The organism is Escherichia sp. WS1118 (assembly GCF_046487695.1).
GTDB lineage: Bacteria > Pseudomonadota > Gammaproteobacteria > Enterobacterales > Enterobacteriaceae > Escherichia > Escherichia coli.
In genome coordinates this window covers 444,621-470,471 of record NZ_JBJQIZ010000002.1, presented here as the reverse complement: position 1 = coordinate 470,471, position 25,851 = coordinate 444,621, and the positions used below count along the sequence as shown (strand labels likewise).

Below are 25,851 nucleotides of genomic sequence, written 5' to 3'. Positions count from 1 at the left end.
GCTAAAACAGCAAAAAATGCTATTATCCAATTACCTGATGTCAGGTGCTCGTTGTTGAAAGGATGAGGATATTTTATGGATCAGGCCGGCATTATTCGCGACCTTTTAATCTGGCTGGAAGGTCATCTGGATCATCCCCTGTCGCTCGACAATGTAGCGGCGAAAGCAGGTTATTCCAAGTGGCACTTACAGAGAATGTTTAAAGATGTCACTGGCCATGCTATTGGCGCGTATATTCGTGCTCGTCGTTTGTCGAAATCGGCGGTCGCACTACGCCTGACTGCGCGTCCGATTCTGGACATCGCGCTGCAATACCGCTTCGACTCTCAACAGACATTTACCCGCGCTTTCAAGAAGCAGTTTGCCCAGACTCCTGCACTTTACCGCCGTTCTCCTGAATGGAGCGCCTTTGGTATTCGCCCGCCGCTACGTCTGGGTGAATTCACTATGCCAGAGCACAAATTTGTCACTCTGGAAGATACGCCGCTGATTGGTGTTACCCAGAGCTACTCCTGTTCGCTGGAGCAAATCTCTGATTTCCGCCATGAAATGCGCTACCAGTTCTGGCACGATTTTCTCGGCAACGCGCCGACCATTCCGCCGGTGCTCTACGGCCTGAATGAAACGCGTCCGAGTCAGGATAAAGACGACGAGCAAGAGGTGTTCTATACCACCGCATTAGCACAGGATCAGGCAGATGGCTATGTATTGACCGGGCATCCGGTGATGCTGCAAGGCGGCGAATATGTGATGTTTACCTATGAAGGTCTGGGAACCGGCGTGCAGGAGTTTATCCTGACGGTATACGGAACGTGCATGCCAATGCTTAACCTGACGCGCCGTAAAGGTCAGGATATTGAGCGATACTACCCGGCAGAAGATGCCAAAGCGGGAGATCGCCCAATTAATCTGCGCTGTGAACTGCTGATTCCGATCCGTCGTTAACGCTGCAGCTCATCTAATGCAGGGGCATCCAGATGCGAGATGTCCCCTGCGGTTTCAACCACCCAGCCAGACGCCAGCCACAAGCTTTCCTGATAATCCACGCGCGAAATAGAACAGTTACGCAGACGTAAGCGGCGCTCTGCCCATGCTGGTAATCCGAGAATCGTACTCACCAGGCATCCCAGTGCAATACCATGGCTCACCAGTAGCGGTCGGCTTCCCTGCGGTAAGTCCCGGCAAGATTCCAGTGCCGCATTAACGCGATCGCTGAGCTCCTGCATTGACTCGCCTTCAGGAATACGCCCGTCAACGGTGCCATTGACCAGTTGCCGACGCCAGTTCTCTTCTTCTTCGGTGAGTGAATCGATATTTCTTGTTTCCAGTACACCCATATTTAATTCACGCAGGCGAGAATCAAAGATGATGTCACAGCCGCAGGCCTGGGCGATGATTTCCGCCGTGCGCCGGGTCCGTCCTAAATCGCTACTGATGATATGCGTAATGCCAAGCTCTTTGGCACGGGTTGCCACCTGCATCGCCTGTTGCTCACCTTTGGCGGTCAGCGGGCTGTCAGACTGGCCCTGAATACGTCGCTCGGCGTTCCACTGCGTTTCACCGTGGCGGACTAGGTATACCTGTAACATGCTTTTTTTCCGTATACTGCTGTAACGTTAATTTTCTGAGTAATGCTGATTATGCACCAAGTTGTCTGTGCGACCACCAATCCCGCTAAAATTCAGGCCATTCTGCAGGCATTTCACGAGATCTTCGGCGAAGGATCCTGCCATATTGCATCCGTTGCCGTCGAGAGCGGTGTACCGGAACAGCCCTTTGGCAGTGAGGAAACGCGCGCTGGCGCACGAAATAGGGTAGCCAATGCCCGCCGTTTACTTCCTGAGGCTGATTTTTGGGTGGCGATTGAAGCTGGCATCGATGGTGACAGCACTTTCAGTTGGGTGGTGATAGAAAACGCCAGCCAGCGCGGCGAGGCGCGTTCGGCTACTTTGCCGTTGCCTGCGGTGATTCTGGAAAAAGTGCGTGAAGGTGAGGCGCTTGGTCCCGTGATGTCGCGTTATACCGGTATTGATGAGATTGGTCGTAAGGAAGGGGCGATCGGCGTGTTTACCGCCGGGAAACTCACTCGCACCAGCGTCTATCACCAGGCGGTGATCCTGGCGCTGAGTCCGTTTCATAATGCCGTGTATCAGCCATTGCAGGCCTGATTAGGCGTTCACGCCGCATCCGGCATTCGGTGCACGATGCCTGATGCGCCATGTCTTATCAGGCCTACAAAATCAATCGCTTTTCAGCAACACGTCTTCCAGCCACTGGCGCAGCTCGACGGGCGCGGCTTTCAGACTATTAGATCCACGCGTAATCGTCGCGATGCCCGCGCCGAGTTCATTTTTTAACTCACGCTGGCTCATTTCGCCGCGCAACAGCTCTTCGACAATACGCACGCGAGTCCCCAACGCTTCGCGCTCATCTGGCGTCAGCATCAGGTTTAACAACGGTAAATGGAGATCGTTTTGGTAGGCATTCTTAAGCAGGTCGACAAAACGTAACCACTCCTGGTGACGCTGTTCTGCCATCGCTGCTGAATAGGGTGATTGTTGGGCCATAGTATGTCGCCATTGTTAGCGGGGGAAGCAAAATGCCTCCCCCGGTTGTACTCGCTAAAGAGTACGATAGCATATCATAAACGTGTGGATCAGTAACGACGTCCCCATTCCGTGGCGCTCATCAACGTCGGTTTATCCCCCATGAAATAGCGGTAGTAAGCGTCATAAGCCAGCACGTTTTTCACATAACCGCGCGTCTCGGAGAATGGAATACTCTCGACAAATGCCACTGCGTCGATACGCCCTGCGCTGTTGCCAAGCCAGGTTCGCACCCGCCCTGGTCCGGCGTTATAAGCTGCTGAGGAGAAAATACGGTTATTGCCAAACTGCTGATAAACATATTGCAGGTAACTGGTGCCAATGTTGATGTTTGTTTCCGGATCCAGCAATTGCCCAGGGCTGCTATAACCGGGAATAGAGAACATCTTCACCGTATGGGTCGCGGTACCAGGCATAATCTGCATCAGGCCGCTGGCCCCTACCGGTGATTTCACTTTCGGATTCCAGGCACTCTCCTGACGGGCAATCGCCATCGCATAGCTTTGCGGGATCTCCTTACCACTGGTGTAGCGTTTGAAAAGATCGTTGTAAGCCAGCGGGAATCGCTCTTCCAGATGATCCCACAGCTTCCCGGCGATCGTTGCCTGAACGCTAAGATCCCACCATTGGTTATTGAAAGCATACCGAGCCAGTTGAGCCTGCTCTGTTTTTGACTTGCTCTTCACCAGATTGGCCCACTCGCTACGCGCGGTGTTATCGAGATTCCAGTACATCAACTCGCGCACGCGCGCCATCTCCGGCCCCTGAGTCAGGGCGCTGTCAACATTCTGCGGCGCTTTATCAATCTTCAGCTCATACTCTTCGCCGATGCGTTGTGCAGCAACCATCGGGTAGAAACCACGCTGTTGCATGAGTTGATGCAAAATCTCTTTTGCTTCAGCTTCACGTCCGCGTTCCAGCAATAAATCCGCCTGCCAGTAACGCCATTCATCTTTCTCTTTCGCTTCCATAGGCAGACGCGCCAGCCAGGTATTCAGGCCGCGACGATCGCCGGTGCCAAGCGCCATTCGCACACGGCGTTCAATAAGCGAAGTAGATTGCGAACGCATAATCGCGTCATCGCGCCATTTCGCCTGCTCGTCGGTGACATCGTTGCCCATCAAACGCCATGCGACAATATCGCGCAGCTCCTGAATCTGATCTTCATTAAGCTGCTGTGCCTGAGCAAGCGACGGGATCATCAGCCGTGCATTTTCAGCATCCTGCCGCGCCACACTGGCAAACGCCACCGCCGCCATTTGACGGGTAAAATCGGTCGCGCCGGTTGTACGCGCGAAGCTCAGTACCGTATTAGGGTTGTTCGCCAGTGAAATGATTGCCGAAGCGATAGTCTGGTAATCGGCAGGCATCTGCCCTGCCAGCACTGTTACCAGGCCGGTGTTACCCGCTTTCATCGCCAGACGGATACGCTCTAAATACGCCAGCGGATCTTGTTTACCTGACGCACGCCAGACGCTAAATAACTTGTCACAGGCGTTAGGCTGGCTCTTGCCGGTTAGCCACAGCTCTTTCGCCCCTTGCCAGGCTTCTTCACTCTGCCCGGTGTTCCATTTCGCATAGTAGTAATTACATTGCGCTTCGGTAGTTCCGGGCTTTTCCGGGCTAAAGGCTAACAAGCCACGCCAGTCTTCACGCCGCGCCAGTTCATTGACGAAACGAGATTGCAGCGTGCGAGCGGGAGGAAGCGTGGGGTTAGCGCGAACAAAGTTAGTGACCGTCACCGCCGGTTGATTCATCAGGTCATCAGTGATCTGGCGGTATTCCAGGTAGGGATAAAGTGGGTAATCTTTCAGTCCAGGCATCATTTGTTCGACCACATCCATTTGTCGATTATCCCAGGCCTGCTTAATTTGCGCGTAACGGCTACGCTGCTCATCCAGTGAGTCGGCTCGCGCCACGCTGCTGACCGTCAGCAGACAGACACCGACAGCCAACAGCCGCCAGGTAACGTGTTTGGCTTTTTCCACAAGCGCATCCTCTAAGTGTCAATACATCAATGCAGCGTCATGCCGCGTAATAGATTTATGCTAACCAGTCATTGCCGTTTACGCCACGTTACGGACACTTTTTTACTTTTACGGGGTGATCGACTGGCTGGGATTAGACAGGGAAACAGGCTACACTTCGCCTTTGAAAACTCATCATCACGATAAACATAGAGGCGAAGTCCAACGTGGCTCAATTCGTTTATACCATGCATCGTGTCGGCAAAGTTGTTCCGCCGAAACGTCATATTTTGAAAAACATCTCTCTGAGTTTCTTCCCTGGGGCAAAAATTGGTGTCCTGGGTCTGAACGGCGCGGGTAAGTCCACCCTGCTGCGCATTATGGCGGGCATTGATAAAGACATCGAAGGTGAAGCGCGTCCGCAGCCAGACATCAAGATTGGTTATCTGCCGCAGGAACCGCAGCTGAACCCGGAACACACCGTTCGTGAGTCCATTGAAGAAGCGGTTTCTGAAGTGGTTAACGCCCTGAAACGCCTGGATGAAGTGTATGCGCTGTATGCCGATCCGGATGCCGATTTTGACAAGCTGGCCGCTGAACAAGGCCGTCTGGAAGAGATCATTCAGGCTCACGACGGTCACAACCTGAACGTTCAGCTGGAGCGTGCGGCGGATGCGCTGCGTCTGCCGGACTGGGACGCGAAAATCGCTAACCTTTCCGGTGGTGAGCGTCGTCGCGTGGCGTTGTGCCGCCTGCTGCTGGAAAAACCAGACATGCTGCTGCTCGACGAACCGACCAACCACCTGGATGCGGAATCCGTAGCGTGGCTGGAACGCTTCCTGCACGACTTCGAAGGCACCGTGGTGGCGATTACCCACGACCGTTACTTCCTCGATAACGTTGCGGGCTGGATCCTCGAACTTGACCGCGGTGAAGGTATCCCGTGGGAAGGTAACTACTCCTCCTGGCTGGAGCAGAAAGATCAGCGTCTGGCGCAGGAAGCTTCACAAGAAGCGGCGCGTCGTAAGTCGATCGAGAAAGAGCTGGAGTGGGTACGTCAGGGAACTAAAGGCCGTCAGTCAAAAGGTAAAGCACGTCTGGCGCGCTTTGAAGAACTCAACAGCACCGAATATCAGAAACGTAACGAAACCAACGAACTGTTTATTCCACCTGGACCGCGTCTGGGCGATAAAGTGCTGGAAGTCAGCAACCTGCGTAAATCCTATGGTGATCGTCTGCTGATTGACTCCCTGAGCTTCTCGATCCCGAAAGGAGCGATCGTCGGGATCATCGGTCCGAACGGTGCGGGTAAATCGACGCTGTTCCGTATGATCTCTGGTCAGGAACAGCCGGACAGCGGCACCATCACTTTGGGTGAAACGGTGAAACTGGCGTCGGTTGATCAGTTCCGTGACTCAATGGATAACAGCAAAACCGTTTGGGAAGAAGTTTCCGGCGGGCTGGATATCATGAAGATCGGCAACACCGAGATGCCAAGCCGCGCCTACGTTGGCCGCTTTAACTTTAAAGGGGTTGATCAGGGTAAACGCGTTGGCGAACTCTCCGGCGGTGAGCGCGGTCGTCTGCATCTGGCGAAGCTGCTGCAGGTTGGCGGCAACATGCTGCTGCTCGACGAACCAACCAACGACCTGGATATCGAAACCCTGCGCGCACTGGAAAACGCCCTGCTGGAGTTCCCGGGCTGCGCGATGGTTATCTCGCACGACCGTTGGTTCCTCGACCGTATCGCCACCCACATTCTGGATTACCAGGATGAAGGTAAAGTTGAGTTCTTCGAAGGTAACTTTACCGAGTACGAAGAGTACAAGAAACGCACGCTGGGCGCAGACGCGCTGGAGCCGAAGCGTATCAAGTACAAGCGTATTGCGAAGTAATGCGTAAAATGCCGGATGCGGCGCACCAGCATCGCATCCGGTATTAGTTAAATGATTAATGGGAAGCAAGTTCCCGGAAAAAGGCAGGATTTTCTTTAATTGTGGCAAGTACTTTTGCAGCCAATCCCGTAGGATTTCTTCGCTTCGATTCCCAGCTTTTAATGGTATCCACACTGGTTCCCAGAGCTTTTGCCATCTCACTTTGAGAAACGTTGAGTTGCTCACGAATAGCTTTAACATCCGCAATTTCGTAGCGGGTCACCCGTGCAGGTTCTTTTAAACCTTGTTTAATCTCGACAGCCTCTTCCAGAGAGGTTTTCAACTCATCAAAAAAACTCATTTTATATCTCGCCTTTGAGCAGTTTCGTCAACTTCTTTAGTTGAGCTTTTTCCGTATCTGTCAGACTATCTTTGGCATTTTTCGGATAGGCCATAATCAAATAAATAATCTCTTCCGTCGCCAGAAAGTAAATTATTCTGACACTGCCACTTTTTCCCTGTGAACCCGCAGCCATTCGGACTTTACGCAATCCACCAGTCTGCTGAATGAGATCACCTTTATCGGGAGTTCCGATGAGTTCTTTTTGTAATTCCTTTAATTCATCATCGGTTGCAATCTGCTTGATCTGACGCGTAAATATTGGCGTCTCTATAAATATTATCGCCTTACCCATTACCCCTCCCTGGGGGGTACATTGTACACCGAAATGGAGTACTAAGTACACTTTTAAATCAGTAATCCCACTCAACATCTTATAAAGATGATTATCTTTGCTCCCCCATCATCTCCCGCACCAGCTCCACGCAGCGCAGGAAACGGCTGTCGTAATCGTCCTCTTCAACCCGCACGAATTCGATATTGTTCTCTTCCAGCATCTCCACCAGCAAGTTCTGGAACTCTTTGCGATCCACCGAACTGCCGAGGCTGCGTAAACCATCCGCCACCCACGGCGTGTTGTTCTCCAGCAGGATCACCAGATCGAAACGGTATTCATCAATCAACGCCTGCACGAACGGATGCTCACGCCCTTCGTACTTTTTGCAGAACGCCTGGGTAGTGACAAAATCGGTGTCGATAAACGCCACTTTATTGGCATATTTCACTGCAAAATCAATATATTGCGCGTGTCCCAGCGCGATTTTATCGTAGTCGGAATACTGCAACGCAATCTCATCACCGCCAAGGTGTGAAAAGACATAATCGCGACCATATTCCCATGCACTGGTAGTGTTGAAGATATTGGCAAGTTTGTTTACCAGGGTGGATTTACCGCTCGACTCGCCGCCAAGGATCGCCACGGTACGCACAAAGAACGGCTTAACTTCCGTAGGAATATATTCCCAGTAGCGGAACGGGTTTTCGCGGATCTGCGCACCGCTGATACTCATAAAGGTACGCTTCGGATCGACCAGCACCGTCTCGATCCCCAGATGTTCCATATACTGCGGCGCATCGGCTTCTTCCGAGGTGTAGATCAGGTCCGGCTGAATGCCTTTTTCGGCCATAAACTTTTTGATGCCGTTGCTCCACACATCCCAGCCATGTGGATACGGTTCCATGCCCTCTTCGTTAAAAGCATGAATGCGGATATTTTTTTGATACTTAAAGGTCTGCAATAACCAGCGCAGACGATCCGGCACGGTTGGCTGCTGCGACATGGCGCTGTCTTCGAACAATGCGCGGTCGCGGGTATCGTCAAAACCCATAATGATATGCAGCTCGTCAACCTGGCTACAGGCGCGCTGGATAAGGTAGATATGTCCAGTATGCAGCGGGTAAAACTTACCGAATACGACACCGATCGTTTTCTTCTGCCGGGGAAATTCAAGTCCCAAATAACGGTGCAATGCCTCCAGCTTTTGTGCGCTGGGGCTTTTAATTTTGGCATTCAGTAACTGGCTTAAATACCCTTTGGTCATACCGCTGGCATCAGCTACCTGCTGTAGCGTGCAGCCCTGTTGCTTGATGGCAGTTTTCAGGTAATCAAATGACGACATATCTCCCTCCGTATCTCTCATTATAAGTCGTCGAACACGCTAAGCGCGTCGGAGAGTTTTTTAACGCCAAAAATCTGCATCCCTTCCGGCGCTTTTTTCGGCACGTTAGCTGCCGGAACAATTGCCCGGCGAAAACCGTGTTTCGCCGCTTCTGAGATTCGTTCCTGGCCGCTAGGCACCGGGCGGATCTCCCCTGCCAGCCCGACTTCACCAAACACCACCAGATCCTGCGGTAGCGGTCTGTCACGCAGGCTGGAAACCATCGCCAGCAGTAACGCTAAATCGGCACTGGTTTCCGTCACCTTCACGCCACCGACCACGTTAACAAACACATCCTGATCGGCCATTTGTAGACCACCGTGACGGTGAAGCACCGCCAGCAGGATTGCCAGACGGTTTTGCTCCAGCCCGACTGCCACGCGGCGTGGATTCGCCATCATCGAGTGATCGACGAGCGCCTGAATCTCCACCAGCAGCGGACGCGTTCCTTCCCACACTACCATCACTGAGCTACCGGAGGTCACTTCATCGCCGCGACTTAAGAAAATTGCCGAAGGGTTGCTGACTTCACGCAGCCCCTGCTCGGTCATTGCGAAGACACCCAGCTCATTCACCGCGCCGAAGCGGTTTTTATGGCTGCGTAAGGTGCGAAAACGTGAGTCGGCATCACCATCCAAAAGCACCGAACAGTCGATACAGTGTTCCAGCACTTTAGGGCCAGCCAGCGAGCCATCTTTGGTTACGTGCCCGACCATGACAATCGCCACACCGCGCGTTTTGGCGAAGCGCGTCAGATAAGCCGCCGTTTCACGCACCTGTGCCACGCTGCCAGGCGATGATTGTACATCCGCCATATGCATCACCTGGATGGAGTCAATTACCATCAGCTTCGGTTGCTCTTCTTCGGCAATCAGGCAGATCTGCTCGATGCTGGTTTCCGACAGCATATTAAGATTGTCAGTCGGCAGGCCAAGGCGATGAGCGCGCATTGCCACCTGTTGCAGCGACTCTTCGCCGGTGACATACAGCGTTTTCATCTGCTGCGCCAGTTTGCACAGCGTTTGCAGCAACAGCGTGGATTTCCCCGCACCAGGGTTACCGCCAATCAGAATGGCGCTTCCCGGCACCACGCCGCCGCCTAATACGCGGTCGAACTCTTTAAATCCGGTGGAAAAACGCGGCAGCTCTTCAAGGCTGATGTCGGAAAGTTTCTGGACTTTTGCCACTCCGGCGCTACCGGCATAGCCGCTGAGACGCTCGTTACGCGCCACCGTTGGCGACGCTGCAAGACGCACCTCGGTGATGGTGTTCCAGGCATGACAGGCACTGCACTGCCCCTGCCAGCGCGGATAATCGGCCCCGCATTCATTACAAACAAAGGTGCGTTTTGGAGCTTTTGCCACGATGTACCTCGTTAATGCTGTGCCGCCCGCAGGATGACGGGCGGACAATTACTTCTGATTCAGGCTGCCAGAGAGGATGCAGAATACCCCCATCAGGTCAGCGTGACGGATGGTGACTTCCGTCTTTTCATTCACTTTTGGCTTGGCATGGTAGGCAATCCCCAGCCCTGCCGCTTTGATCATCGGCAGGTCATTGGCTCCATCGCCAATCGCCACGGTCTGCGCCAGCGGGATTTCATACTCCTGCGCGAGGCGGGTCAGGGTTTTCGCTTTATATTGCGCGTCAACGATGTCGCCGATCACATTGCCGGTAAATTTACCGTCCATGATCTCCAGTTCATTGGCTACCACGGCTGTCAGGCGCAGCTTGTCGCGCAGGTATTCAGCAAAGAAAGTAAAGCCGCCGGAGGCAATCGCCACTTTCCAGCCCAGCGTTTCCAGCTTGAGTACCAGCTGCGTTAAGCCTGGCATCAGCGGCAGATTTTCACGCACCTGTTGCAGAATATTGGCGTCAGCGCCTTTCAGCGTCGCCACGCGGCTGCGCAGGCTGGCGGTAAAATCGAGTTCGCCGCGCATCGCCCGTTCGGTTACCTCCGCCACCCTCTCGCCCGTTCCGGCCAGTTTGGCAATTTCATCAATACATTCAATCTGGATGGCGGTGGAATCCATGTCCATCACCAGCAACCCCGGCGTGCGCAGGTGTGGGATTTTCCCCAGCGGCGCGACATCCAGTTGCGCTTCATGGGCCAGGCGCGTAGCCCGCGCAGTGAGTGAACCTGCCAGACGAATCACCTGATAATCTTCCACGCACCAGGCGGCAACAATCACCATAGCCGCGCCCAGTTTGCTCTGGTATTGGGTCAGACGTTGTTTATCCAGCCCACGACCATACAGCAGCCAGCCGCTACGACCTGCGTGGTAATCCAGTGGCATCACTTCATCACCACTTAATGAAAGAGGCAGACCAGGCCATAAAGAGACATCTTCAGGCAGGTCGCACCAGGTAATGTTAGGCATTAAGGCTCCTGTAAAATCGTTCGAAGCAGGGAAAATAACGCATGAGGCTACCTTGTATCCATTGCTTCTGGCAACATTAAGTCTCAAATTTTCAAAGGGTGGAAGATGGCTCGCACAAAACTGAAATTCCGGCTGCATCGGGCAGTGATTGTCCTGTTCTGTCTTGCCTTGTTAGTGGCGCTGATGCAGGGGGCGTCATGGTTTAGTCAAAACCACCAGCGACAGCGTAATCCGCAACTGGAAGAACTGGCCCGCACCCTGGCGCGGCAGGTGACGCTAAACGTTGCACCGCTGATGCGTACCGACTCACCGGATGAAAAACGCATTCAGGCGATCCTCGATCAGTTAACGGATGAAAGCCGCATTCTCGACGCAGGCGTATATGATGAGCAAGGCGATCTTATCGCCCGTTCTGGCGAAAGCGTCGACGTGCGCGACCGACTGGCGCTCGACGGCAAAAAAGCGGGCGGCTATTTTAACCAGCAGATTGTCGAACCCATTGCGGGTAAAAACGGACCGCTCGGCTATCTGCGCCTGACGCTCGACACCCATACGCTCGCCACCGAAGCCCAACAGGTGGATAACACCACTAACATTTTACGCCTGATGTTGCTGCTCTCGCTGGCAATCGGCGTAGTGCTGACCCGCACGCTGCTACAGGGTAAACGCACCCGCTGGCAGCAATCGCCCTTCCTGTTAACCGCCAGTAAACCGGTGCCGGAAGAGGAAGAAAGCGAGAAAAAAGAGTGACCCATTACTACAAGAAAGGAAATCGTTATGTCCACATTACGCCTGCTCATCTCTGACTCTTACGACCCGTGGTTTAACCTGGCGGTAGAGGAGTGTATTTTTCGCCAGATGCCGGCTACGCAGCGCGTTCTGTTTCTCTGGCGCAATGCCGACACGGTAGTGATTGGTCGCGCGCAGAACCCGTGGAAAGAGTGTAATACCCGGCGGATGGAAGAAGATAACGTCCGCCTGGCGCGGCGCAGTAGCGGTGGCGGCGCAGTGTTCCACGATCTCGGCAATACCTGTTTTACCTTTATGGCTGGCAAGCCGGAGTACGATAAAACTATCTCCACGTCGATTGTGCTCAATGCGCTGAACGCGCTCGGCGTCAGCGCCGAAGCTTCCGGGCGTAACGATCTGGTGGTGAAAACCGCCGAAGGCGATCGCAAAGTCTCAGGCTCGGCCTATCGCGAAACCAAAGATCGTGGCTTCCACCACGGCACTTTGCTGCTCAATTCCGACCTTAGCCGCCTGGCAAACTATCTCAATCCGGATAAAAAGAAACTGGCGGCGAAAGGCATTACCTCAGTGCGTTCCCGCGTGACCAATCTGACCGAATTGCTACCGGGGATCACCCATGAGCAGGTTTGCGAGGCCATAACCGAGGCCTTTTTCGCCCATTATGGCGAGCGCGTGGAAGCGGAAATCATCTCCCTGGACAAAACGCCAGACTTGCCAAACTTCACCGAAACCTTTGCCCGCCAGAGTAGCTGGGAATGGAACTTCGGTCAGGCTCCGGCATTCTCGCATCTGCTGGATGAACGCTTTACCTGGGGCGGCGTGGAACTGCATTTCGACGTTGAAAAAGGCCATATCACCCGCGCCCAGGTGTTTACCGACAGCCTCAACCCCGCGCCGCTGGAAGCCCTCGCCGGGCGACTGCAAGGCTGTCTGTACCGCGCGGATATGCTGCAACAGGAGTGCGAAGCGCTGCTGGTTGACTTCCCGGAACAGGAAAAAGAGCTACGGGAGTTGTCAGCGTGGATGGCAGGGGCGGTAAGGTAACTCGCTGATTAAAATATCCAGGGAAGGAAATATGATCGATCTGGAAAACCAGGAACGGGAGATTATCAATTTAATGTTCAGCCAGGGTATATCCTGGCTAACCGCCGTGCGTATCAGGCATAAACTATCACTTGCTGAAGTAAGTAAAATGTTAGGTATCTCCATTAATTCTCTAAAACAGATCGAAAAGACGGAACGGCTTAGTTCAAACATCAAAAGCAAAATGGCAGGAATTTATGGTTGTCCACCAGAGTTGCTGATATGCCCTTCCTGGATGACTGCTGAACATAAATGAATAGATTCGTGAATAGATACTTGAATGGATTTTATTTTCTATCCATATGAAAAATAATAGTAAATCTATAAATCAGTTGCTATTGATGAATAAATACTAAAAAGCCGGAGCAGTCTCCCACTCCGGCTTCACACGACAATCGCTTTTCAGCAAAACACAATTACTCTTTATCGCCCAGCAGAACGGATTCCAGCGCGATTTTGATCATGTCGTTGAAGGTGGTCTGACGCTCAGCGGCAGTGGTCTGCTCGTGAGTGCGGATGTGGTCAGACACGGTGCAGATGGTCAGGGCTTTCGCGCCAAATTCTGCAGCGACACCGTAGATACCAGCCGCTTCCATTTCCACGCCGAGGATGCCGTATTTTTCCATCACGTCGAACATTTCGCCGTCCGGAGAGTAGAACAGGTCAGCGGAGAACAGGTTACCAACGCGAGCATCAACGCCCAGTGCTTTTGCCGCGTCTACCGCGTTACGCACCATGTCGAAGTCAGCGATAGCGGCAAAGTCATGGTCTTTAAAACGGATGCGGTTAACTTTGGAATCGGTGCAGGCACCCATACCGATAACGACGTCGCGCAGTTTTACGTGCGGCAGAACAGCGCCACAGGAACCCACGCGGATAATTTTCTTCACGCCGAAATCAGTGATCAGTTCTTTGGTGTAGATGGAGCAGGACGGGATACCCATACCGTGGCCCATTACGGAAATTTTGCGGCCTTTGTAAGTACCAGTGAAGCCCAGCATACCGCGAACGTTGTTCACTTCACGGGCATCTTCAAGGAAAGTTTCAGCAATATACTTCGCACGCAGCGGGTCGCCTGGCATCAAAACTACGTCAGCAAAATCGCCCATTTCTGCATTAATGTGTGGAGTAGCCATCGTTTTATCCTTTTTGTGACATATTAAAGGCGGAGTCACTGCTCCGCCCAAATCCATCAGAACATGGCTTTGCCATATTCCATATCAGAAGTACCAAAATATTTTGCCAGAGTCTGGCCGATATCCGCGAAGGTTTCACGATGACCCAGCGAACCTGGTTTCACTTTCGGGCCGTAAACCAGTACCGGAATGTGTTCACGCGTGTGGTCAGTACCGGTCCAGGTCGGGTCACAACCGTGGTCAGCAGTGAGAATCAGAATATCGTCATCGCGCAGCAAAGACATCAGCTCCGGCAGACGGCGGTCGAACAGTTCCAGACCCGCAGCATAACCGGCGACGTCGCGACGGTGGCCCCAGGAAGAGTCGAAGTCAACGAAGTTGGTGAAGACGATGGTGTTATCACCCGCTTCTTTCATCTCTTTGATGGTGGCGTCAAACAGCGCGTCCAGGCCGGTCGCTTTCACTTTTTTGGTGATACCGCAGTTGGCGTAGATGTCTGCAATTTTACCGACCGAAACCACCTGGCCGTGTTTTTCATCAACCAGTTTCTGCAGCACGGTCGGTGCTGGCGGCTCAACAGCCAGGTCGTGACGGTTACCAGTACGCTGGAAGTTACCAGCTTTGTCGCCGATAAACGGACGAGCGATAACACGACCGATGTTGTAGCCGCCGTTGGTCAGCTCTTCACGAGCGATTTCGCACAGTTCGTAGAGTTTGTCCAGACCGAAAGTTTCTTCATGGCAGGCAATCTGGAACACGGAGTCAGCGGAGGTATAGAAAATCGGCTTGCCGGTTTTCATGTGCTCTTCGCCCAGCTGATCCAGAATGACCGTACCGGAAGAGTGGCAGTTACCGAGGTAACCCGGCAGATTAGCGCGTTCAACCAGTTTATCCAGCAGCTCTTGCGGGAAGCTGTTTTCGTGATCGGAGAAGTATCCCCACTCAAACAGAACCGGGACACCGGCGATTTCCCAGTGACCAGACGGGGTATCTTTACCGGATGACATTTCGTGCGCCCATGCGTACGCGCCGATAACTTCAGCGTTGCCGTCCATTCCCGCCGGAATGAAACCGGTAGAACCTTCGTGTGCTTTCGCCAGCCCCAGACGGGTCAGATTTGGCAGATTGAGCGGGCCTTTACGACCGTTATCAGCTTCGCCTTTGGCACAAGCTTCTGCGATATGACCCAGGGTGTCAGCCCCGACGTCACCAAAGCGTTCTGCATCTTCTGTAGCGCCGATGCCGAATGAGTCCAGCACCATAATAAATGCACGTTTCATATGTTCTCCGTACTCAGTGCTTCAAATTTAAATGATCAGATCAGTATACCGTTATTCGCTGATACGGCGATAGACAGTTGGTGTGCTTTCCGGTGCTTTATCGGCAAGTTTAATTGCCGCTTTCACCGCTTTCGCCGCTTCCTGCCAGCTGTTTTCGTCTTTCGCGTGGATAACTGCCAGCGGACGCTGACCGTCTACCTGGTCGCCCAGACGCGCCATATCAGTAAAGCCGACGCTGTAATCGATGGTGTCAGATGCCTGACGGCGTCCGCCGCCCATTGCAACCACTGCCATCCCCAGCGCGCGGGTATCCATTTCACTGACAAACCCTTCGGTATCAGCATAGACTGCTTTCGTCAGCATCGCTGTCGGCAGATACTTCGCGTAGTTCTCAACGAAGTCGGTCGGGCCTTTTTGTGCCGCTACCATACGACCAAAGACTTCTGCCGCTTTACCGTTGTCCAGCACCGCCTGTAATTTCGCGCGCGCTTCGGCGTCATCTTTCGCCAGTTTGCCGGAGATCAGCATCTCCACGCACAGTGCCATCGTGACATCAAACAGACGCGGGTTACGATATTCACCCGTCAGGAACTGCACCGCTTCACGAACTTCAACCGCGTTACCTGCACTGGAGGCCAGTACCTGATTCATATCGGTGAGCAGCGCGGTGGTGCGCACGCCAGCGCCGTTAGCCACGCCAACAATCGCTTCGGCAAGGGCTTCAGAGAGTTCGTAGGTCGGCATAAACGCGCCGCTACCCACTTTCACGTCCATCACCAGCGCGTCCAGACCTTCCGCCAGTTTCTTCGCCAGAATAGAGGCGGTGATCAGCGGGATTGAATCCACGGTTGCGGTAATATCGCGGGTCGCGTAGAAACGTTTATCCGCCGGAGCCAATGAGCTGGTCTGGCCGATAATCGCCACGCCGACGTCTTTAATAATTTCGCGGAAACGGTTGTCATCCGGGAAAATGTCGAAGCCAGGGATGGATTCCAGTTTGTCGAGCGTACCGCCAGTATGACCGAGGCCGCGACCGGAGATCATCGGAATATAGCCGCCACAGGCAGCGACCATCGGCCCCAACATCAGCGAAGTCACATCGCCGACACCGCCGGTCGAGTGTTTATCAACAATCGGGCCATTCAGATGCAGGCTTTTCCAGTCGAGAACGGTTCCTGAATCTCGCATCGCCATGGTCAGCGAGACACGCTCAGGCATTGTCATATCGTGGAAGAAAATGGTCATCGCGAGGGCGGCAATCTGCCCTTCGGAGATAGTGTTGTCGCGAATGCCGTTGATAAAGAAACGAATTTCTTCATCACTCAGCGCATGACCATCACGTTTTTTACGAATAATTTCTTGTGCGAGAAACAAGGTAACCTCCCGTGGAAAAGAGACGAGGTAATCGGGGAACCGGATGAGCATCGCTGCATCATCCGGCAAATCAAGCCTTAGTAGCTGCTGGCGCTCTTACCGTCGCCGTGGCCCAGAGCTTTCAGCAGGCTTGCCAGCAAGCTGGAAGCACCAAAGCGGTAGTGACGCGCATCAGCCCAGTCAGCACCGAACAGTTCATCTGCAATGGCGAGATATTTCTGCGCATCTTCCGCAGTACGCACGCCGCCCGCCGGTTTGAAACCAACGGTTTTTTCTACGCCCATATCGCGGATCACTTCCATCATGATGCGCGCGCTTTCCGGCGTCGCATTCACAGCCACTTTACCGGTAGAGGTTTTGATGAAGTCAGCACCCGCTTTGATGGAGATTTCAGACGCTTTACGGATCAGCGCTTCGTCTTTCAGTTCGCCGGTTTCAATAATCACTTTCAGCAGTACGTTCGCCGCAGCGCAAGCCTCTTTACAGGCTTTCACCAGGTCAAAACCAACCTGCTCGTTACCTGCCATCAGCGCACGGTACGGGAACACTACGTCAACTTCATCGGCACCGTAGGCGATTGCCGCACGGGTTTCTGCCAGCGCGATTTCGATGTCGTCGTTACCGTGTGGGAAGTTAGTTACCGTAGCGATACGGATTTCCGGGGTGCCCTGCTCTTTCAGCGTTTTGCGAGCAATCGGGATAAAGCGAGGATAGATACAGATAGCGGCGGTATTGCCGACCGGAGTTTTGGCCTGATGACACAGGGCGATCACTTTCTCATCGGTGTCGTCGTCATTCAGGGTGGTCAGGTCCATCAATTTCAGTGCACGCAGGCTGCTTGCTTTCAGATCAGTCATTTCATTCTCCTGGCTTGTCGCCAATAAAATTCACCTTGCGAGTTTGTTAGTATTCTAACATCTACTCCGCAACACACTTCGATGTACATCACAATTAAGGAAATCTACTTACAAGTTTGCATCACTGTAATGCGATCTGGTTCAAATAATTCACTTTCAAATGAATGCGTCAGTGGTGGCAAACGCATCAGGATCAAAGTGAACATCACGAAACTTCTTACAATGGCGCATCACCTTCGGCATAAAAGGAAAAGAAGATGCCCACTTCTCATGAAAATGCACTGCAACAACGTTGCCAGCAAATTGTCACCAGCCCGGTACTTAGCCCGGAGCAGAAGCGCCATTTTCTGGCACTGGAAGCAGAAAACAATCTGCCTTACCCACAGCTGCCTGCCGAAGCCCGCCGCGCGCTGGATGAGGGGGTAATCTGCGATATGTTTGAAGGTCATGCGCCGTACAAACCGCGCTATGTCTTACCCGATTACGCCCGTTTTTTGGCCAACGGTTCCGAATGGCTGGAGCTGGAAGGCGCGAAAGACCTTGATGACGCACTCTCTCTGCTGACCATTCTTTACCACCATGTACCGTCGGTCACATCGATGCCGGTCTACCTGGGGCAACTGGATGCGTTGTTGCAACCGTATGTTAGAATTCTAACACAAGACGAGATCGATATTCGAATAAAACGTTTCTGGCGTTACCTCGACAGAACCCTGCCAGACGCCTTTATGCATGCCAATATCGGCCCGTCTGATTCGCCCATTACCCGTGCGATATTACGTGCAGACGCAGAGCTGAAGCAGGTTTCACCGAACCTGACCTTTATCTACGATCCTGATATCACCCCTGATGACCTGCTGCTGGAAGTGGCGAAAAACATCTGTGAATGTAGCAAACCGCACATCGCCAACGGTCCGGTGCATGATAAAATTTTCACAAAAGGGGGCTACGGGATTGTGAGCTGTTACAACTCACTGCCGCTGGCGGGTGGTGGCAGCACGCTGGTACGCCTAAACCTGAAAGCCATTGCCGAGCGCAGTGAATCGCTGGAGGACTTCTTTACGCGCACTCTACCGCACTACTGCCAACAGCAGATCGCCATCATCGATGCGCGGTGTGAATTCCTCTATCAACAATCACACTTCTTTGAGAATAGCTTCCTGGTGAAAGAAGGGCTGATTAACCCTGAACGTTTTGTGCCGATGTTTGGCATGTATGGGCTGGCGGAAGCGGTTAACTTGCTGTGTGAAAAAGAAGGAATTGCCGCACGCTACGGTAAAGAGGCCGCCGCAAATGAAGTGGGTTATCGCATTAGCGCGCAACTGGCGGAGTTTGTCGCCAATACCCCCGTGAAATATGGCTGGCAAAAACGCGCCATGTTACACGCACAGTCGGGGATAAGTTCCGATATCGGCACCACGCCGGGCGCGCGTTTGCCGTATGGTGATGAGCCAGATCCGATTACCCATCTGCAAACTGTCGCCCCGCATCATGCTTATTATTATTCCGGCATCAGCGACATTCTGACGCTCGACGAAACCATCAAACGTAATCCGCAGGCGCTGGTACAGCTTTGCCTCGGTGCCTTTAAAGCCGGAATGCGTGAATTTACCGCCAATGTCAGCGGTAACGATCTGGTTCGCGTTACCGGTTATATGGTGCGTTTGTCGGATTTAGAAAAATATCGCGCCGAAGGTTCACGCACCAACACCACCTGGCTGGGAGAAGAAGCCGCACGCAACACTCGTATTCTGGAACGCCAGCCGCGCGTGATAAGCCATGAACAGCAGATGCGCTTTAGTCAGTAAGATTATCCCCTTCTCCTGCGTTGACGGGCCAGGCAGTCGTCTGGCTCTGTTTTTGCAGGGCTGCAATCTGCGCTGCAAAAACTGTCACAATCCGTGGACGATGGGGCGCTGTAATGATTGCGGAGAGTGCGTGCCGCAGTGTCCGCATCAGGCGTTGCAGATTGTCGACGGCAAAGTGGCGTGGAGCGCGGCTGTCTGCGAGCAATGTGATACCTGCCTGAAGATGTGTCCGCAACATGCTACGCCAATGGCGCAATCCATGAGCGTGGACGAGGTGCTTAACCATGTCCGCAAAGCGGTTCTGTTTATTGAAGGGATAACGGTAAGCGGCGGCGAAGCCACGACCCAGTTGCCGTTTGTGGTGGCGCTGTTTACTGCCATCAAAAACGATCCGCAACTGTGCCATCTCACCTGCCTCGTGGACAGTAACGGCATGTTGAGCGAAACCGGCTGGGAAAAATTGCTCCCGGTGTGTGACGGCGCAATGCTCGATCTCAAAGCGTGGGGGAGCGAATGTCATCAGCAATTAACCGGACGCGATAATCAGCAGATCAAGCGCAGCATCTGTTTGCTGGCAGAGCGCGGTAAGCTGGCGGAACTGCGTTTGCTGGTAATCCCTGGCCAGGTGGATTATTTGCAACATATCGAAGAACTGGCGGCGTTAATCAAGGGACTTGGCGATGTTCCGGTACGCCTGAACGCGTTTCATGCCCACGGCGTGTATGGCGAGGCGCAAAGCTGGCCGAGCGCCACGCCGGAGGATGTGGAACAACTGGCTGATGCGTTACGGGAGCGCGGGGTGAGCCGGTTAATATTTCCGGCGCTATATTTGTGACATGCCGGATGTGGCCTACGGATCGGCACAGACCTGTAGGCATGATAAGACGCGTCAAGCGTCGCATCAGGCATTGTGCGCCAGCTGCCGGATGCGGCGTGAACGCCTTATCCGGCCTACGGTTCGGCACAGACTTGTAGGCATGATAAGACGCGTCAGCGTCGCATCAGGCATTGTGCGCCAACGGCCGGATGCGGCGTAAACGCCTTGTCCGGCCTACGGCACGTTAAACAACGTATAGGTGTTATTAAGCAACGCTTGCGCAATCTCATCCGCCGGTTCCGGTCGTAACTCGCAAAGCACGGCAAACACACGGGCGGCCTGTTCAGGGCGATTAGGCTGCCCCTGAAAACCATTGAGCGGCATATCTGGTGCGTCGGTTTCCAGCAACAACGATGCCAGCGGTAATTTTGCGATGACATCGCGGGTTTTACTGGCGCGTGGATAGGTGATAGTCCCGCCTACGCCAATTTTGTAGCCCAGTTGCACAAACCGTTCGGCCTGTTGCAGGCTGCCGGAAAAACCATGAACCACGCCAGTGCACGGTAAATCGTGGCGTTTAAGATGCATCGCCAGTTTGTCGTGCGTGCGTCGTGAATGCAGGATCACCGGCAGATCGTAGCGTTTCGCCAGTTTCAGTTGTTCGTCGAGTAACCACTGCTGCCTCTCAAATTGCGGATCGTCGCCAAAGAGATCCAGACCAATCTCCCCCACCGCCACCACCTTCGCCGGATGCCTTTCCAGCGCCTGCTGTAGCTGATCAAGAGACACATCGATATGTTTTTCCAACATACCAGGATGCAAGCCCAATGCGGCATACAGCGGTTGATATTTTTCCGCTAACGCCTGCACGCGGGCAAAATTTTCCGCCTCTGTCGCCGGAACAATGATCTTGCCTACGCCCGCTTGTGCCGCGCGTTGCAGGCTGGCTTCTTCATCGCCACTAAACGGCGGGAAATCAAAATGGCAGTGGGTGTCGATAAAACGGCAAATCAAGCCAGATCCTCATTGTTAAATGTCGGGTCGTTCGCCTGCGGAGCGTCGCTCACTTCGGCAACCAGCGTATCGTTGGCGACTGGCGCAGGCGGAATAACGATCGACTCCGGCGTCACCACCGGCACCAGATGGCGGCTCAGCGGCGCTTTTTCAGTCAATAATTTACCGACCGTTGCCAGAAAATAACGCCCACATAAACGCCCAAGTTTATAGTCTTCACGCAGCGCCGGAATCCGACTGCCGAGCGCAATACTATGCAATGGCTTCGGCGGATAAATTTCGAATATCCGCAGCTGGCCCGGTGGTTTCTCAATAAATTGCTGAATCTCACGATAGCTGGTTTCATGATGCTGCACCAGATTGACCAGCGGCTGCAGGCTACTGTCACCCAGCCAGCGTTCCATGCGTTTGAACCACTGTGGCGTGTAGTACATTTGTGACGGCACAGTGCGGATGACGACCAACGTTTTTGCTCCCTGCCTTGCCGCCTCTTTAACCGGGATCGCATCACTGATCCCACCATCCAGGTAGTTAATACCTTCCAGCGACACTCCGCTACGATAAAAGCCAGGTATCGCACTGGAGGCGCGAATCACATCCAGCCAGTTTTGTTTAGTTGGCAAAAAGTAATTCGGCGCATAGTCATCCTGACGACAGGCGCACATATAAAACGATTTGCCGCTGTCAAATAACCGCGCTGCGGTATCCATTTGCAACGGCATCTGGCTTGCGGTGGCCTCCACCAGCCAGTCGAGATCGATAAGATTTCCTCCACGGACAAAGCGCAATGGATCGAAAAATTCGCGTTTTGTGGTGTAACGCATGATGACTTTGCGCGCGTAACCGGGCTGATTGCAGATATACGCCGAGAGGTTCTGCGCCCCGGCAGATGTGCCGAGATAAAGATCGAAAGGATTAAACTGCGCGCGCATAAACTCATCCAGCACGCCAGCCGTGAAAATTCCACGTTGTCCGCCGCCTTCGCACACCAGAGCAATCCGTCCAGGCTGGAACGGCCTTAGCGACAACGGCGCAATATTACCAAGCGTTACAGGTATTCGCTGCCCCACCTCTGCCTTCCTGTTTTTGTTGTGAAAGAATGACAAAGTAACGCAATTTATTATTCGCTAAAACCGCAAAAGCCAGTCCGCTGGACTGGCTTTGGATAAAATTTTCTTAATGGTCTGAAATCTAGGGTCGTTTTCGGCCCATGAACAAACTCACCAGGAACAGAATAATCCCGACGACAAAGACAATTTTAGCTGCGCCTGCAGCAGTACCGGCCAGACCACCAAACCCAAGTGCGGCGGCGATTAACGCGATAACCAGAAATATGATGCCCCAACGAAACATAAGCGTCTCCTTTACCATAGTTAATGTCACCGCTTGATATGAGCGTGAAAATCACTCAATGCGATATTTTTAGTGTGGTGCACATCGCGCCTCCCGACAAAGTTCGGGAGGTCGAATTACGACGAATTACTTAGTTTTCAGATCATTTTTAACGCTTTTCACACCATCTACCGCTTTGGCGATACTTTCAGCACGGTCGCTCTGTGCCTGAGAATCTACGGTACCGGAGAGCTGGACCACGCCATCGGTGGTTTCAACTTTCACATGACGGGAAGGGACAATGTCATCTGCCAGCAGTTTGGCTTTGATTTCACTGGTAGTGGCGGTGTCACCCGCGTAGCCTTTCACAGAGCCTTCTTTAGCGTCGCGAACGTGCAGTTTGTCGCTGACAGAGGTCACGCCCTCAACACCTTTCGCCACTTTCACCGCCTCTTCGGCCTGAGCCTGGCTTTCAACGAAACCGCTCAGGGTCACGACTTTTTGATCGGTTTTGACAGAGATATCGGTGCTCTTGATGTTGTCATGGTCCACCAGGGCTGCCTTCACTTTCGCGGTGATGGCACTGTCATCCATGAAATTACCGACTTTATTCATAGAGCTATCGACTTTTTGCCCTGCGCTTTCATTGGTAGTCTGCGCGTTGTTTTCTGCGTAGGCAGAGCCGGTCGCGACGGCAGAGGTCAACATTACAGCCAGCAGAGTTTTCGAAATCTTCAGTCTTGTCATAGTCATCGATTTATTCCTGTATGTTTGCTCGTAATTTGAGCCTGGCAACACGAGGTTGCATTGCTGAATAGGGAGAGACTTCACCCTCTACAGAAGTCAATGGTCGCCATCACAAAAGCGATGGGTGATGAATAACGACCATTACAGCCTCTGAATCAGTTATTAATATCGGTAGAATGACAATCGACGGCTTTAGATACTGATATCTACGCATTGAACGGTATTTAACGCCGTCAGAAATGTCATTACTTTGTTAAATATAGATCACAATTTTGAAACCGCTCGGGATATCAGCTAAAACATAAGCAAAAGTGAATGTTTTAAGAACATTCCGTAAGCGGCTAATAAGGAAGGGAAATTGACAGGGCGCAGCGGCTACCGCGCCCTGGAGGCTAGAATTAATGCTCGCGGGTCTGGTGGAACTGAACGTCCGGATAACGTTCCTGCGCCAGGCGCAGATTGACCATGCTGGTAGCGATGTAAGCGAGGTTATCGCCGCCATCAAGCGCCAGTTGGCTTTCGTTCTTACGCTTGAACTCTTCGAATTTCTTCGCGTCCGCACATTCTACCCAGCGGGCAGTGGCAACGTTGACTGACTCATACACTGCTTCAACGTTGTATTCGCTCTTCAGGCGCGCTACCACCACATCAAACTGCAGCACACCAACCGCGCCAACGATCAAATCGTTGTTGGAGATCGGACGGAACACCTGCACCGCGCCCTCTTCGGAAAGCTGTACCAGCCCTTTGAGCAGCTGTTTTTGCTTCAGCGGATCTTTCAGGCGGATACGACGGAACAGTTCTGGCGCGAAGTTCGGAATACCGGTGAACTTCATCATCTCACCCTGGGTAAAGGTGTCGCCGATCTGAATGGTGCCGTGGTTGTGCAGACCAAGGATATCGCCAGGATACGCTTCTTCAACGTGCGAACGGTCACCCGCCATAAAGGTCAGCGCGTCGGAGATCACCACATCTTTCGCGGTGCGCACCTGGCGCAGCTTCATGCCTTTTTCATATTTACCGGATACCACGCGCATAAACGCCACGCGGTCGCGGTGTTTCGGGTCCATGTTGGCCTGAATTTTAAATACGAAGCCGGTAAATTTATCTTCGCTCGCTTCTACGGTACGGGTATCGGTCTGACGCGGCATCGGCGCAGGCGCCCACTCCACCAGGCCATCCAGCATATGATCGACGCCGAAGTTACCCAGCGCAGTACCAAAGAATACCGGGGTGATTTCGCCCGCAAGGAACAGCTCTTTGTCGAACTCATTAGACGCGCCTTTCACCAGCTCCAGTTCGTCACGCAGCTGCTGTGCCAGATCTTCACCAACCGCAGCGTCGAGATCCGGGTTATTCAGCCCTTTAACAATGCGGACTTCCTGAATGGTGTGGCCTTTACCGCTCTGATAGAGATAGGTTTCATCTTTATAAAGGTGGTAAACGCCTTTAAACAGCTTGCCGCAGCCAATCGGCCAGGTGATCGGTGCGCAGCCGATTTTCAGCTCGTTCTCAACTTCATCGAGCAGTTCCATCGGGTCGCGGATATCACGGTCAAGTTTGTTCATAAAGGTGAGGATCGGCGTATCGCGCAGACGGGTAACTTCCATCAGCTTACGGGTACGATCTTCTACACCTTTTGCGGCGTCGATAACCATCAGGCAGCAGTCCACCGCCGTCAGGGTACGATAGGTATCTTCCGAGAAGTCTTCGTGCCCCGGGGTATCGAGCAAGTTAACCAGGCAGTCGTGATACGGAAACTGCATCACAGACGTAGTGATGGAGATCCCACGCTGCTTTTCCATCTCCATCCAGTCCGACTTAGCGTGCTGGTTAGAGCCACGGCCTTTTACTGTACCGGCGGTCTGAATGGCCTGTCCGAACAGCAGCACCTTCTCGGTGATGGTAGTCTTACCGGCGTCCGGGTGAGAAATAATGGCAAAAGTGCGGCGCTTCGCCACCTCTTGCAAATAAGGAGACAACGTCATAATTCTTTCTTCTTGAGTAAGCGGCATCGCGCCGCGCTTGTTGAAAACGAAAAATTGCGGCTATTTTACCCATCAACGGGGGGGAGGCAATCAGTGTTTACACAGGAGCTGCTCCAGTTCGTGCAACGAAGAAACGGTCCAGGTGGGCGCGATGCCTTCTGGTTGCTCGCGATTGTGCGCATTCAGCCAGCAGGTCGCAAGCCCGGCGTTGATGCCACCGAGAATATCGGACTCAGCAGTGTCGCCAACCATCAGCACGCGTGAACGGTCAGGATTGCCCGCCTGTTCCAGCGCATAATCGAAAATTTTCTTATTCGGTTTGGCAACGCCAACTTCTTCGGAAATCACCAGCAAATCGAAGTAATCACGCAGGCCCGTGCGTTCCAGACGTACCTGTTGCAAGGCGCTAAAGCCGTTGGTGATGATGCCGATTTTGGCGTTGCCACGAATGGCGTTAAGCAGGGAAACCGCCCCCGGCAACGGCGTACAGATTTCCGCCATCGCATTAATAAAGGCCTCGTTGAGTTTACCCGGTTCGACGTTCAGCCGTTCGGCCCAGCTCTCAAACCGCCCGTGCTGAAGCTGTAATGAAGTGATCGCGCCGTTTTGATAATCCACCCACAGTGGCTTGTTAACGGCCTGATAGTCCTGAAAATCTTCAGCGGTAAAGGTGACGCTGTAATCAAGAAACATCCGCTGCAGGCCGGTGAATGAGTCAAAGGTAAACAGCGTTTCATCGGCATCAAAGAAAATCCAGTCCCACTTCATTATTCCACCTT

At 53.1% G+C, this 25,851-nt stretch carries 26 protein-coding genes; 8 read left to right on the top strand and 18 right to left on the bottom strand.

The window, feature by feature from the left end:
• Positions 1-75 precede the first annotated feature (75 nt).
• On the top strand, positions 76-945 hold the full coding sequence (gene robA, locus ACJHYO_RS05595; RefSeq protein ID WP_021531009.1) for an MDR efflux pump AcrAB transcriptional activator RobA: 870 nt from the start codon (positions 76-78) through the stop codon (positions 943-945).
• Here the strand turns inward: robA and gpmB are convergent.
• On the bottom strand, positions 942-1,589 hold the full coding sequence (gpmB, locus tag ACJHYO_RS05590) for a 2,3-diphosphoglycerate-dependent phosphoglycerate mutase GpmB (RefSeq protein WP_000942350.1): 648 nt from the start codon (positions 1,587-1,589) through the stop codon (positions 942-944). The two genes, robA and gpmB, sit on opposite strands and share 4 nt — an antisense overlap.
• 51 nt (positions 1,590-1,640) lie before the next feature.
• Between gpmB and yjjX the strand changes: the two genes are divergently transcribed.
• Positions 1,641-2,168, top strand: coding sequence for an inosine/xanthosine triphosphatase (gene yjjX, locus ACJHYO_RS05585; RefSeq protein WP_001531361.1), 528 nt, complete (start codon positions 1,641-1,643; stop codon positions 2,166-2,168).
• 72 nt (positions 2,169-2,240) lie between these two features.
• On the opposite strand, the gene trpR is transcribed toward yjjX, so the two are convergent.
• The gene (gene trpR / locus ACJHYO_RS05580; RefSeq protein WP_000068677.1) at positions 2,241-2,567 is read right to left on the bottom strand and encodes a trp operon repressor; all 327 of its coding nucleotides are present in this window, start codon (positions 2,565-2,567) and stop codon (positions 2,241-2,243) included.
• An 89-nt stretch (positions 2,568-2,656) separates the two neighbouring features.
• On the bottom strand, positions 2,657-4,594 hold the full coding sequence (gene sltY / locus ACJHYO_RS05575) for a murein transglycosylase (RefSeq protein WP_001682549.1): 1,938 nt from the start codon (positions 4,592-4,594) through the stop codon (positions 2,657-2,659).
• A 206-nt stretch (positions 4,595-4,800) separates the two neighbouring features.
• On the opposite strand from sltY, the gene ettA reads away from it, so the two are divergent.
• Positions 4,801-6,468: an energy-dependent translational throttle protein EttA gene (gene ettA, locus ACJHYO_RS05570; protein ID WP_000046754.1), complete on the top strand. Its 1,668-nt coding sequence runs from the start codon at positions 4,801-4,803 to the stop codon at positions 6,466-6,468.
• Between the two features lie 55 nt (positions 6,469-6,523).
• Here ettA and nadS read toward each other — a convergent pair whose 3' ends face one another.
• The 5 genes from nadS to serB all read right to left on the bottom strand — a co-directional run bounded on the left by nadS (position 6,524) and on the right by serB (position 10,886).
• Positions 6,524-6,808 (bottom strand): NadS family protein, encoded by a 285-nt coding sequence (gene nadS / locus ACJHYO_RS05565; RefSeq protein WP_000007436.1) that lies wholly within the window; start codon positions 6,806-6,808, stop codon positions 6,524-6,526.
• Between the two features lies 1 nt (position 6,809).
• The gene (locus ACJHYO_RS05560) at positions 6,810-7,142 is read right to left on the bottom strand and encodes a type II toxin-antitoxin system RelE/ParE family toxin (RefSeq protein ID WP_000513549.1); all 333 of its coding nucleotides are present in this window, start codon (positions 7,140-7,142) and stop codon (positions 6,810-6,812) included.
• Between the two features lie 91 nt (positions 7,143-7,233).
• The gene (gene nadR, locus ACJHYO_RS05555) at positions 7,234-8,466 is read right to left on the bottom strand and encodes a multifunctional transcriptional regulator/nicotinamide-nucleotide adenylyltransferase/ribosylnicotinamide kinase NadR (RefSeq protein ID WP_000093834.1); all 1,233 of its coding nucleotides are present in this window, start codon (positions 8,464-8,466) and stop codon (positions 7,234-7,236) included.
• Positions 8,467-8,486: 20 nt separating this feature from the next.
• Entirely contained in the window at positions 8,487-9,869 is a 1,383-nt protein-coding gene (radA, locus tag ACJHYO_RS05550) for a DNA repair protein RadA (RefSeq protein WP_094259035.1), read from the bottom strand.
• A 48-nt stretch (positions 9,870-9,917) separates the two neighbouring features.
• Entirely contained in the window at positions 9,918-10,886 is a 969-nt protein-coding gene (gene serB / locus ACJHYO_RS05545) for a phosphoserine phosphatase (RefSeq protein ID WP_001132964.1), read from the bottom strand.
• Positions 10,887-10,991: 105 nt separating this feature from the next.
• Here serB and ACJHYO_RS05540 point away from each other — a divergent pair, with 105 nt between their 5' ends.
• The 3 genes from ACJHYO_RS05540 to ACJHYO_RS05530 are packed head-to-tail and all read left to right on the top strand — an operon-like array spanning position 10,992 to position 12,975.
• On the top strand, positions 10,992-11,636 hold the full coding sequence (locus ACJHYO_RS05540) for a YtjB family periplasmic protein (RefSeq protein WP_000124608.1): 645 nt from the start codon (positions 10,992-10,994) through the stop codon (positions 11,634-11,636).
• 27 nt (positions 11,637-11,663) lie between these two features.
• Entirely contained in the window at positions 11,664-12,680 is a 1,017-nt protein-coding gene (gene lplA, locus ACJHYO_RS05535; protein ID WP_001682548.1) for a lipoate--protein ligase LplA, read from the top strand.
• Positions 12,681-12,711: 31 nt separating this feature from the next.
• A complete protein-coding gene (locus tag ACJHYO_RS05530; protein WP_000566145.1) occupies positions 12,712-12,975 on the top strand; it encodes a helix-turn-helix domain-containing protein in 264 nt (87 codons plus the stop codon).
• A 160-nt stretch (positions 12,976-13,135) separates the two neighbouring features.
• Here the strand turns inward: ACJHYO_RS05530 and deoD are convergent, their stop codons facing one another.
• From deoD to deoC, 4 genes are all read right to left on the bottom strand, one after another.
• The gene (deoD, locus tag ACJHYO_RS05525) at positions 13,136-13,855 is read right to left on the bottom strand and encodes a purine-nucleoside phosphorylase (RefSeq protein WP_000224879.1); all 720 of its coding nucleotides are present in this window, start codon (positions 13,853-13,855) and stop codon (positions 13,136-13,138) included.
• Between the two features lie 56 nt (positions 13,856-13,911).
• A complete protein-coding gene (gene deoB / locus ACJHYO_RS05520) occupies positions 13,912-15,135 on the bottom strand; it encodes a phosphopentomutase (RefSeq protein WP_000816471.1) in 1,224 nt (407 codons plus the stop codon).
• Positions 15,136-15,186: 51 nt separating this feature from the next.
• Positions 15,187-16,509, bottom strand: coding sequence for a thymidine phosphorylase (deoA, locus tag ACJHYO_RS05515; protein WP_000477811.1), 1,323 nt, complete (start codon positions 16,507-16,509; stop codon positions 15,187-15,189).
• A 77-nt stretch (positions 16,510-16,586) separates the two neighbouring features.
• Positions 16,587-17,366, bottom strand: coding sequence for a deoxyribose-phosphate aldolase (gene deoC, locus ACJHYO_RS05510; protein ID WP_001295412.1), 780 nt, complete (start codon positions 17,364-17,366; stop codon positions 16,587-16,589).
• 257 nt (positions 17,367-17,623) lie between these two features.
• On the opposite strand from deoC, the gene ACJHYO_RS05505 reads away from it, so the two are divergent.
• Together ACJHYO_RS05505 and ACJHYO_RS05500 are read left to right on the top strand one after the other, a co-directional pair.
• Complete coding sequence (locus ACJHYO_RS05505) at positions 17,624-19,174, top strand: YjjI family glycine radical enzyme (protein ID WP_001143234.1); 1,551 nt, start codon at positions 17,624-17,626, stop codon at positions 19,172-19,174.
• The gene (locus ACJHYO_RS05500; RefSeq protein WP_001088372.1) at positions 19,146-20,009 is read left to right on the top strand and encodes a YjjW family glycine radical enzyme activase; all 864 of its coding nucleotides are present in this window, start codon (positions 19,146-19,148) and stop codon (positions 20,007-20,009) included. The genes ACJHYO_RS05505 and ACJHYO_RS05500 overlap by 29 nt, the downstream gene beginning before the upstream one ends.
• A 216-nt stretch (positions 20,010-20,225) precedes the next feature.
• On the opposite strand, the gene ACJHYO_RS05495 is transcribed toward ACJHYO_RS05500, so the two are convergent.
• The 6 genes from ACJHYO_RS05495 to yjjG form a co-directional block, all read right to left on the bottom strand.
• Entirely contained in the window at positions 20,226-21,005 is a 780-nt protein-coding gene (locus ACJHYO_RS05495; protein WP_000563042.1) for a metal-dependent hydrolase, read from the bottom strand.
• Positions 21,002-22,075, bottom strand: coding sequence for a patatin family protein (locus tag ACJHYO_RS05490; protein WP_001298490.1), 1,074 nt, complete (start codon positions 22,073-22,075; stop codon positions 21,002-21,004). Before ACJHYO_RS05490 ends, ACJHYO_RS05495 begins: the two co-directional genes overlap by 4 nt.
• A gap of 121 nt (positions 22,076-22,196) precedes the next feature.
• On the bottom strand, positions 22,197-22,358 hold the full coding sequence (locus ACJHYO_RS05485) for a DUF1328 domain-containing protein (protein ID WP_000490275.1): 162 nt from the start codon (positions 22,356-22,358) through the stop codon (positions 22,197-22,199).
• 126 nt (positions 22,359-22,484) lie between these two features.
• A complete protein-coding gene (gene osmY / locus ACJHYO_RS05480; RefSeq protein WP_001295748.1) occupies positions 22,485-23,090 on the bottom strand; it encodes a molecular chaperone OsmY in 606 nt (201 codons plus the stop codon).
• A 392-nt stretch (positions 23,091-23,482) separates the two neighbouring features.
• A complete protein-coding gene (gene prfC, locus ACJHYO_RS05475; RefSeq protein ID WP_000175940.1) occupies positions 23,483-25,072 on the bottom strand; it encodes a peptide chain release factor 3 in 1,590 nt (529 codons plus the stop codon).
• A 90-nt stretch (positions 25,073-25,162) separates the two neighbouring features.
• The gene (gene yjjG, locus ACJHYO_RS05470; RefSeq protein ID WP_000870712.1) at positions 25,163-25,840 is read right to left on the bottom strand and encodes a pyrimidine 5'-nucleotidase; all 678 of its coding nucleotides are present in this window, start codon (positions 25,838-25,840) and stop codon (positions 25,163-25,165) included.
• Between the last annotated feature and the right edge of the window lie 11 nt (positions 25,841-25,851).